An 8,923-nucleotide genomic window follows, 5' to 3' on the forward strand; every position below is an offset into this window, starting at 1 on the left:
ACGGCCGCTGCGACGGCGAGCCCCCGGTTCCGAGCGCGCCGGTGCCGGGCGACCAGGGCCGCATGTGCCGCGAACCCGGGCGCGGCCAGCGAGTCCGTTGCCCGATGAAGCGCCGCGCCGAGTCCGGCGACGTCCTGTTCCTCGGTCACGAGGTCCCTCCGATCAGGTCGAGCAGTTCCGGTGCTCCGGTGCGGAGCCGGGCCAGGGCTGCGGCGTTCTGGCTCTTGACCGTCCCGACGGACACACCGAGCACCTCAGCGGTCTGGCGCTCGCTCAGATCGTCGAAGTGCCGGAGCACCAGCACCGCACGTTGCGCTGGCGTGAGTCGCGCGAGCGCGCGTCGTACGACCAACTCGGTCTCAGGGTCCGAGGAGACCATGTCGCCCTGGAGGTCACTTCCGACCACGTCGGCCACGGGCGTCTCCCTCCGCCGACGCCACGCCGAGACGTTGTCACGCACCAGGATCCGGCGGGCGTATGCCGTCGGGTTCTCGGCCCTCAGCCGGCGCCAGCGGAGCGCCACCTTCACCAGCGCTTCCTGAAGCAGGTCCTCGGCTCGCTGGAGATCGCCGGTGAGCAGGTAGGCCGAGCGCAGCAGCTGCCGCTCGACGCCGCCGACCCACTCGCTGAAGCCCTCGTCGTCCATACAGCCCCTTCCGCGCTCTCCCATCAAACGCAGGCGGAGCCGGGAAAGGTTGGCGCCACTTCGGTGCGCCCCGCGATGAGTCCCGTTCATACGCCGGGTCTCATCGACATGAGCATCCAGAACAGTCGCATCCAGCCGTGCCTGTGGTTCGACGACAACCTGGAGGAGGCCGCGCACTTCTACACCGGCATCTTCCCGAACTCCTCGATCGGACACATGAGCCGCTACACCGACGCCGGCCCAGGCGAGCCGGGGACGGTGATGGCCGGTGAGTTCACCCTCGACGGCATCACGTTCCGCGGCATCAACGGCGGCCCGGCGTTCTCCTTCAACGAGGCGATCTCGTTCTCCGTGAGCTGCAAGGACCAGTCGGAGGTCGACTACTACTGGGACTCGCTGGCCGACGGTGGCGAGGAGTCGGTCTGCGGATGGCTCAAGGACAGGTTCGGCCTGTCGTGGCAGATCGTGCCGACGCGCCTCTATGAGCTGGTCACCGACGCGGACCCCGCCCGCGCGCAGGCGGCCACCAAGGCGATGCTCGGGATGAGGCGGATCGTCGTGGCCGAGCTCGAGGCCGCGGTGGACGCCGTGACCTAGCACACAGCGACCTGACACCGCTCGCGGGTCTAGCCTCGTCATTGTTCCCGACGATCCGTGGACTCCATCGGGGAGCCGCGAGATGAATGAACGGAGCTCGACGATGAGCAACACGCCCGAGGAGACCGCTCCCTACGGAGGGGGCCAGACCCCTTCCACCGAGCCGGCCCCAACCCGGATCAAGCGGATCCGGACCCATCATCTGCGCGAGCTGAAGCAGCGGGGCGAGCTATTCTCGATGCTCACCAGCTACGACCAGCTCACCGCGCAGATCTTCGACGAGGCCGGGATCGAGGTGCTCCTGGTCGGAGACAGCGCGTCGAACAACGTGCTCGGCAACGCCACGTCGCTGCCGATCACGGTGGACGAGATGCTCCCGCTGACCCGAGCCGTCAGCCGCTCGGTCTCGCGCGCGCTCGTCGTGGGCGACCTGCCCTTCGGCTCGTACCAGGCCTCTCCCGAGCAGGGCTACCTGACCGCCGCGCGGTTCATGAAGGAGGGCGGCGCCCACTGCGTGAAGCTCGAGGGCGGCGTCGAGATGGTCCCGCAGATCGAGCGGATGACCCGGGGCGGCATCCCCGTGATGGGGCACATCGGCTTCACCCCCCAGTCCGAGCACGCCCTGGGCGGCTACCGGGTCCAGGGGCGCGGCGCGGCCGCCGACCGCGTGCTCCGCGACGCCGAGGCGGTGCAGGAGGCCGGCGCGTTCGCGGTCGTGATGGAGATGGTTCCCGGCGACGTGGCCGCCGAGGTCACCGCCAAGCTGGAGATCCCCACCATCGGCATCGGCGCCGGCAACCAGTGCGACGGCCAGGTTCTGGTCTGGCAGGACGCCTTCGGCCTTCGTACCGGCAGGATGCCGCGCTTCGTCAAGCAGTACGCCGACCTGCGGTCGGTGCTGCTCGACGCGGCCCGTGCCTTCGACGCCGAGGTGAAGGACGGCAGCTTCCCGGCCGCCGAGCACACCTTCTGACGCCGCGACCCCACCGTCGACGGCCCTGGTGGCGTCGACGTGCAACAGTTCGCGTCTGCAGGGAGTCCATGCCGGTGTGGAGGTACTTCGGGTGGCACAGCCGGCCGACAGCGTGGTTGCACGGCTCGTGCACGAGCGCGGTGACTGGCTGCTGCGGTGCGCATACCTGCTGACCCGGAGTCGCGACGCCGCACTCGACCTCACCCAGGACACCTTGGCGCGGGCGTGGACCGCTCGGGAGCGGGTGGAGGCGGCCGACCACCCCGATCGCTACGTCCTACGGATCATGCTGAACCTCCATCGCACGACGTCCCGCAGATCGAGGCTCCGAGAGGTTGAGCTCCTCGAGGCACAAGGCCTCGCAGCGGCAGCCGATCCGGTGGCCGCCGTGGATGAGCAGCACCGGATCGCACACGGCCTGGCCCTGCTCAGCGATCGCCAGAGGAGCGTCCTGGTGCTGCGGTACTGGGCCGACTTCGACGACGCCGCGATCGCCGACGTCATCGGTTGCCGGCGCGCCACTGTCCGCAGTCTCGCGGCACGTGGCATGGCCGCGCTCAAGTCGCATCTGGAGGCCGCGGAATGACCGACGAACTGGACCGTCGGCTGAGGCGCTACTTCGCGCGGGAAGAGCTGGACGCGCCGTCTGCCGCCGAGCTGGTGGTCCCTGGGAGCACGGCCGGGCCACGTGGGCCTCACCGTCTCAGTCGGATGCTGATCGCCGCGGCGGCGGTCGTGATCGTCGTCGGCGGCATCACGGTCCTCCAACAGCGCGACCCTGATCATCGACCGGCGTCGGGACCGACGCCGCCCACCTGTCCCGGCTCCTCGGTCATCCGAACCGCGTCCCTCGACCGACCGACGGTCCCTGCGTTTCGCACGCCTCTGGCGGCCGCTCGTGCCTGGGCCGGACCGGACGCCGGAGAGATCGAGATCGACTCGGCCGAGGGCTTCGCCTATCTCCGCAGGGATGACGGGACGGTGAGGGCCTGGATGCGGCTGGAGTCCACCCGTGCGGACCTGGAGGAGGATGAGCCGTCGGCGTGGTCCGTCGACGGCTCCGAGCGCTGCGCCAGCGAGGCGTCGACTGACGAGTGGAACGGGGGTGCGCGACTGGACTGTCCGCCAGCTCGGGCCATCGTGGGCACTGTCGTACGGGAGAGTCGGCCGGGCCAGGAGCGGGTCGGCCTGGCGCTGGAGCCTTCGGCACCGGACCTGATGGGGTTCGGGGTCGCCGCGTCGATCGGCAGGACCCCCGGCGCTCGGTCGGGAGACGTGACCACCACCTATGTTCGCGAAGGCAGAGTGCAGGCAGCGGCACGGCTGGCTCTCGAGGCAGACCGGTGGATCCCGAAGCAGCTCGCGGTCTGCCCGGACCTGGCGCCGGGACCGACGCCGGGATCCGATGACCTACGCCTCCTGCCCGTGACGGTCGGCCACTGCGCTATCGACGAGCTGCGCCACGACAACCGCGACTGGACCGCATCGGCGACGGACGACTTCGGCTGGGGTGGCGGGCTGGCCGAGAGATGGGTCGGGCTCGGCACGGTGACAGAGGAAGGTGACCGACTGACCTACCGCGACCTCGGTGGACAGGAGGTCACCTTCCTTCCCACCGGCTCCGCCGGAACCGCCCGGTCCCAGCCGTGTGACTGACCCGACGCCCGACAGGCGCGTGGCTGCAGACCGCTCAAGTGCACAGGCCGGCCGCTGCGCGACCCGCGGCGTCCAGTCCGCTTTCGGGCTTGCCGGGGGCGGGAGAGGAGCCCTCGCTCGGTGTGCCGGACCGCGTCCCCGAGGTCGTCGAAGGACCGTCGGTCGCGCGGGACGTGCCGCCGGGCGGGTCACCCGCACTGAGCGCATTCTCGAGGAACTCCGCTGTCAGCGGCTGATCCCGACGGACCAGACGCCACAGGTCCTCGACTTCGGGCGCCCACTCGACTCCCGAGCTGACCTTGTCTGAGAAGAGCCACGGCGTGGTGACGAACTTGATGTCCCCCAGACCGACCCCCTTGGCGGTGAGGGCGAGGTCCGCGATCTGCGCGCCATTCCTGAAGTCGGTCTGCAGCGACGACGTGGCCGCGTTCATGAACCGGATCAGGCGATCAGGGCGAGCCAACATATCGGTGGCGAGGGCCTTGGTGATCATCGAACCGATGAAGGCCTGCTGACGACGGGTGCGGTTGGGGTCGATCCCGCCGCTGATCCCGTACCGCACCCGGAAGTAGTCCAGTGCCTCCTCGCCGAGGAGCTCCTGTGTGCCGGCCTCGAGATGGACGTCGTGCTCGGGGTCGTCGATGTCGTGCGGGATGCAGACCTCGACGCCGTCGAGGGCGTCCACCATGTCCTTGAACTTGTTGAAGTCCACGACCAGGTAGTTGTCGACGCGGATCCCGGTCAGCTGCTCGAACTGCTGAACGGTGCAGAACGGGCCACCGACGGCGTAGGCCGCATTCCACTTGGCATAGCTGGTGGACGCGGGGATCTCGCTGCCGTCGGCCTCGTAACAGGTCGGGCGCATGACCGCCGTGTCCCGCGGGATGGAGATGCCGTAGGCGAACTCCCGGTCGGCCGAGAGGTGGAACAGGATCGTGGTGTCGGAGACGCCGCCGCCGGACTCGCCGTCGATCCCGTTGCCGACGCCCGAGCGGGCGTCCGAGCCCATCACCAGGATGTTCATCGGCTCCAGCGGTCCGGTCACGTGCTGCTTGGCCGGCCTGTTCTTGACCCGGTCACCCAGGCTGACGCGATGGATGTTCCCGTTCCAGTTGTCGTAGAGAAGCACGACGCCGAGCCCCGTGGCGACCGCAAGCGAGAGCAGGCTGGCGACGATCACCGTGGCGATCGTCCTGCCCGGCTGCGGGGTCCTGCGCCGCCCGGCATGCCCACCGGGTTCGTCGTCCTGCGGCATCCTTCTCCTGCTCGTCGGCACACCACGGCGTTCCGCGGGGGGTCTCTGCTGTGACTCGAAGTATGGCCGAGCGGACCCCGACGAGCGCGCCGTCTGATCCTGACGCCTTCGTGGCGCACGCCCCCGGGGGTACCGTCGCCACATGCGTTCGCGTGTCGTCGTACTCCCGGGTGCCGTCCTGCTCGTCCTGCTCCTCGCCGCGGCCGCTCCTCCGGGTGGCTCCGCGACGCCGCCGGTGCCGATAGCCGCAGTCGTCGAGACCCGCGCCGCGGTCGGCTTCCGCGTCGACGTCGTCGCCCGCGGCCTCGACCACCCGTGGGAGGTGCAGCAGCTGCCGAACGGCCGGCTGCTGGTGACCCAGCGCGATCGACGAGCGCTGACACTGGTCAACCCGGCGACCGGCGGCAAGCGCAACCTCGGCTTCCCGAGTCGGCGAATCTGGGCCCGCGGCGAGACCGGTCTGCTCGGCCTCGAGATCGACCCGCGGTTCGCCGACAACCGCCGGATCTACACGTGCTCGGGCTGGCGGAGGGCCGACGGGTCGCACGACGTGCGGGTGATCGCCTGGACGCTCGACCGCGCACTGACCCGGGCCCGCCTGGTCCGCACCCTGGTGGCGGGCATCCCGTCCAGCTCCATCGGCCGCCACGCCGGCTGCCGGCTGCTGATCAGCCGCAGCGGGGACCTGCTCATCGGCACCGGCGATGCCACCCGCGGCCGGACGCCCCAGAACCTGGACTCCTTCGGAGGCAAGGTCCTCCGTGTCGACCGGTTCAGTGGCCGCCCCCACCCCCGCAACCGCTGGTACGACGGCCGGGGCAAGCGCCGCTACGTCCTGACCTACGGGCACCGGAACATCCAGGGCCTGGCCCAGCGCGCCGACGGATCGCTGTGGTCGGTCGAGCACGGCACCTTCCGCGACGACGAGGTCAACCGTCTCGGCAGAGGCCGGAACTACGGCTGGCACCCGGTTCCGGGCTACAATGAGAGCCGGCCGATGACCGACCACCGCCTGCCGGGCCGGCAGTTCAACGCCCGCTGGCGCTCTGGCGATCCGACGATCGCGCCCTCGGGCGCCGATTTCGTGACCGGCGCGGCGTGGGGTGCCTACCGCAACAGCCTCGCTGTCGCGGTGCTCAAGGACCAGCGGCTGATGTTCGTGAAGTTCGACGCAGACGGCCGGCTCCGCTGGACACGCGCTCCCGCCGAGCTCCGTCGCTTCGGCCGGCTCCGCGACGTGACCGCCACCGGCGGCAACGCGCTGTTCGTGACGACCGACAACGGCGACGGACGCGACGTCGTACTCAGGGTGCGGCCGCGGCCCTGACCGCAGGACGGCTCAGGCCAGACCGCGGCGCTCCAGCAGCGGCTCGATCGGGGCCGGGCGGCCGCGCCACTCCCGGTAGGACTCGAGAGGGTCGCGAGTGCCGCCGATGCCGACGACATACTGCCGGTAGAGGTCGCCGTTCTCCCGGGTGAGTCCGCCGTGGTCCTGGAACCAGGCGACGGTGTCCGCGTCGAGGACCTCGCTCCAGATGTAGGAGTAGTAGGCCGACGCGTAGCCGGAGCTGAAGCTGTGGGCGAAGTAGGGCGTCGCGTACCGCGGAGGCACCGCCGGGTTGTCGAGGCCGACCCTCGCCAGCGCCTCGCGCTCGAAGGCCAGGACCTGCTCGGGGTCGGTGGGCACGTCCTCGGGCGCGAGCTCGTGCCAGGCCAGGTCCAGCAGCGCCGCGGCCAGGTACTCGCTCGTCTTGAAGCCTTCGTTGAAGACCTCGGCGGCCTTGAGCCGCTCGACCACGCCCGGCGGGATCGGCTCGCCGGTCTCGTGGTGCACGGCGTAGTTCGCGAGCACCTCGGGCCAGAGGATCCACATCTCGTTCACCTGGGAGGGGTACTCGACGAAGTCGCGGAACACGTTGGTGCCGGAGAGCTTGGGGTAGGTGGCGCGAGCCAGCAACCCGTGCAGCGCGTGGCCGAACTCGTGGAAGAGGGTGCGGGTCTCGTCCCAGGTCAGCAGCGTCGCCTCGCCGGGCGCCGGCTTCGGCACGTTGAGGTTGTTGACCACCACGGCCGTCTTGGTGCCGAGCAGCTCGGCCTGGCTGACCAGGCTGCTCATCCACGCGCCGCCGCGCTTGGAGTCGCGGGTGTAGAGGTCGAGCAGGTAGAGCCCGATCGGGGTGCCGTCCTGGCTCACCTCGAAGATCCGGACGTCCGGGTGATAGCCCTGCAGGTCGGACCGCTCCTGGAACGACAGCCCGTAGAGCCGCCCGGCGGCGAAGAACACGCCGTCCCGCAGCACCCGCTCGGCCTCGAACCACGGCCGCAGCGCGGCCAGGTCGACGTCGTACGTGGCGGTGCGGACCTTCTCGGCGTAGAACGACCAGTCCCACGGCTCGACCGAGAACCCGGCCTCCTCCGATAGCGCCTGCTGCTCGCGCCGCGCGTTGCGCGCCGCCGGCCCGGCGAGCCGCTCGAGCATGGTTCGTACGGCGTCCGGCGTGCCGGCCGTGTTGTCGGCGGTCACCAGGGCGGCGTGGTTGTCGAAGCCGAGCAGTCGGGCCCGCTCGGCGCGGAGCCGGACGATGTCGAGCACGATCGCGCGGGTGTCGTGCGGCCCTCCCCTGCTGCCGCGGGCGCGCTGTGCCTCGGAGAGACGACGTCGCACGTCGCGGTCGGTCAGCGATGCCAGGTACGGGTGGGCGGTGGGCAGCACCAGCGTCAGCAGGTACTTGGCGTCGATCCGACGCGCCTCCGCGGCCGCCGCGGCCGCGGAGATCTCGCCCTGGGTGAGCCCGTCGAGCTCAGCGACGTCGGCGACCTCGACGGCGAGCTCGGTGCTGTCGGCTTGAAGCGCCAGCTCGAACGCCGTCTCCTGACTGGAGATCCGGCCGTTCAGCTCGCGGAGCCGCTCCTTGTCGTCCTCCACCAGCGCGGCGCCGGCGAGCCGGAACTCGGTCACATAGCGCTCCACGAGGTAGCGCGCCTCCGGATCCAGCTGCTCACGCTGACCGTGGACCATCTGCAGCCGCGCCCAGAGCGCGGCGTCGAGCAGGATCGCGTCGCTGTGCGCGGCGAGCCTCGAGGCGTACTGGGAACGGACCGCGTCGATGGTGTCGTTGGAGTCGGCGCCCGCCTTGTTCCAGAAGATCCGAAGGACGCGGGTGAGCCGCACGCCGCTGCGTTCCAGCGGCACGACCGTGTTGTCGAAGTTCGCTGGCACCGGGTTCTCGGTGATGGCGGCGATCAGCTCCAGCTGCTCGGCCATCGCGGCATCGAGAGCGGGTCCGAAGTCCTCGTCGGCGATGTCCGCGAAACGCGGCAGCTGGTGGGGGAGGTCGCTCGCGTCGAGCAGCGCGTCGATCATGGACCGAGTGTGCCATCCGGCCCTGGCCGGGCCCGGCGCGCCGTCCGCCGTCCGCCGTCAGGAGCCTACGGGGGTGTCGCAGGCCGGCAGGTCCTCCCTGGCCTCCGGATCACCGGCCGGCTCCTCCGGCGCCTCGACCGACTCCTCGCGCGCCTCGGTCGGCGGGGCGCAGGCACCCGCTGGCTTCTCGGGCGGCTCGTTCGGCTCCTCGGTCGCGTCCGCAGTGCCGGTCGGCTCGGCCGGGTCTGCCTGGTCGGTCGGGTCAGCGGGGCCGGACGCATCCGTCGGGTCCGTGGAATCCGTCGGGCCGGCGGGATCCGTCGAGTCCGTGGAATCCGTCGGGCCGGCGGGATCCGTCGAATCGGCGGGATCCGTCGGGTCCGTGGGATCGGTCGGGTCCGTGGGATCGGTCGGGTCCGTCGGGTCCGTCGG

At 70.7% G+C, this 8,923-nt stretch carries 8 protein-coding genes and 1 pseudogene; 5 read left to right on the forward strand and 4 right to left on the reverse strand.

Annotated features, from left to right (window positions below; all coding sequences use genetic code 11):
• Window positions 1-145 precede the first annotated feature (145 nt).
• Complete coding sequence (locus E7Z54_RS19280) at window positions 146-646, reverse strand: SigE family RNA polymerase sigma factor (protein WP_136436348.1); 501 nt, start codon at window positions 644-646, stop codon at window positions 146-148.
• A gap of 108 nt (window positions 647-754) precedes the next feature.
• Here E7Z54_RS19280 and E7Z54_RS19285 point away from each other — a divergent pair, with 108 nt between their 5' ends.
• The 4 genes from E7Z54_RS19285 (at window position 755) to E7Z54_RS19300 (ending at window position 3,872) form a co-directional block, all read left to right on the forward strand.
• On the forward strand, window positions 755-1,243 hold the full coding sequence (locus E7Z54_RS19285; RefSeq protein WP_136436349.1) for a VOC family protein: 489 nt from the start codon (window positions 755-757) through the stop codon (window positions 1,241-1,243).
• A 103-nt stretch (window positions 1,244-1,346) separates the two neighbouring features.
• The gene (gene panB / locus E7Z54_RS19290) at window positions 1,347-2,216 is read left to right on the forward strand and encodes a 3-methyl-2-oxobutanoate hydroxymethyltransferase (RefSeq protein ID WP_136436350.1); all 870 of its coding nucleotides are present in this window, start codon (window positions 1,347-1,349) and stop codon (window positions 2,214-2,216) included.
• Between the two features lie 91 nt (window positions 2,217-2,307).
• Window positions 2,308-2,802: a sigma-70 family RNA polymerase sigma factor gene (locus E7Z54_RS19295; protein WP_168798420.1), complete on the forward strand. Its 495-nt coding sequence runs from the start codon at window positions 2,308-2,310 to the stop codon at window positions 2,800-2,802.
• Entirely contained in the window at window positions 2,799-3,872 is a 1,074-nt protein-coding gene (locus E7Z54_RS19300; RefSeq protein ID WP_136436352.1) for a hypothetical protein, read from the forward strand. The genes E7Z54_RS19295 and E7Z54_RS19300 overlap by 4 nt, the downstream gene beginning before the upstream one ends.
• A 34-nt stretch (window positions 3,873-3,906) precedes the next feature.
• On the opposite strand, the gene E7Z54_RS19305 is transcribed toward E7Z54_RS19300, so the two are convergent.
• On the reverse strand, window positions 3,907-5,127 hold the full coding sequence (locus E7Z54_RS19305) for an LCP family protein (RefSeq protein WP_168798421.1): 1,221 nt from the start codon (window positions 5,125-5,127) through the stop codon (window positions 3,907-3,909).
• 142 nt (window positions 5,128-5,269) lie between these two features.
• Between E7Z54_RS19305 and E7Z54_RS19310 the strand changes: the two genes are divergently transcribed.
• Entirely contained in the window at window positions 5,270-6,454 is a 1,185-nt protein-coding gene (locus tag E7Z54_RS19310) for a PQQ-dependent sugar dehydrogenase (RefSeq protein ID WP_136436354.1), read from the forward strand.
• A 12-nt stretch (window positions 6,455-6,466) separates the two neighbouring features.
• Here E7Z54_RS19310 and E7Z54_RS19315 read toward each other — a convergent pair whose 3' ends face one another.
• Both E7Z54_RS19315 and E7Z54_RS23825 read right to left on the reverse strand, forming a co-directional pair.
• Window positions 6,467-8,491, reverse strand: a complete 2,025-nt coding sequence (locus tag E7Z54_RS19315; RefSeq protein ID WP_136436355.1) for a M3 family metallopeptidase — start codon at window positions 8,489-8,491, stop codon at window positions 6,467-6,469.
• 57 nt (window positions 8,492-8,548) lie between these two features.
• Window positions 8,549-8,923: pseudogene (locus E7Z54_RS23825) on the reverse strand (hypothetical protein); the annotation flags it as partial.

It is taken from the genome of Nocardioides sp. (genome assembly GCF_004803405.1).
Taxonomy (GTDB): domain Bacteria; phylum Actinomycetota; class Actinomycetes; order Propionibacteriales; family Nocardioidaceae; genus Nocardioides; species Nocardioides vastitatis.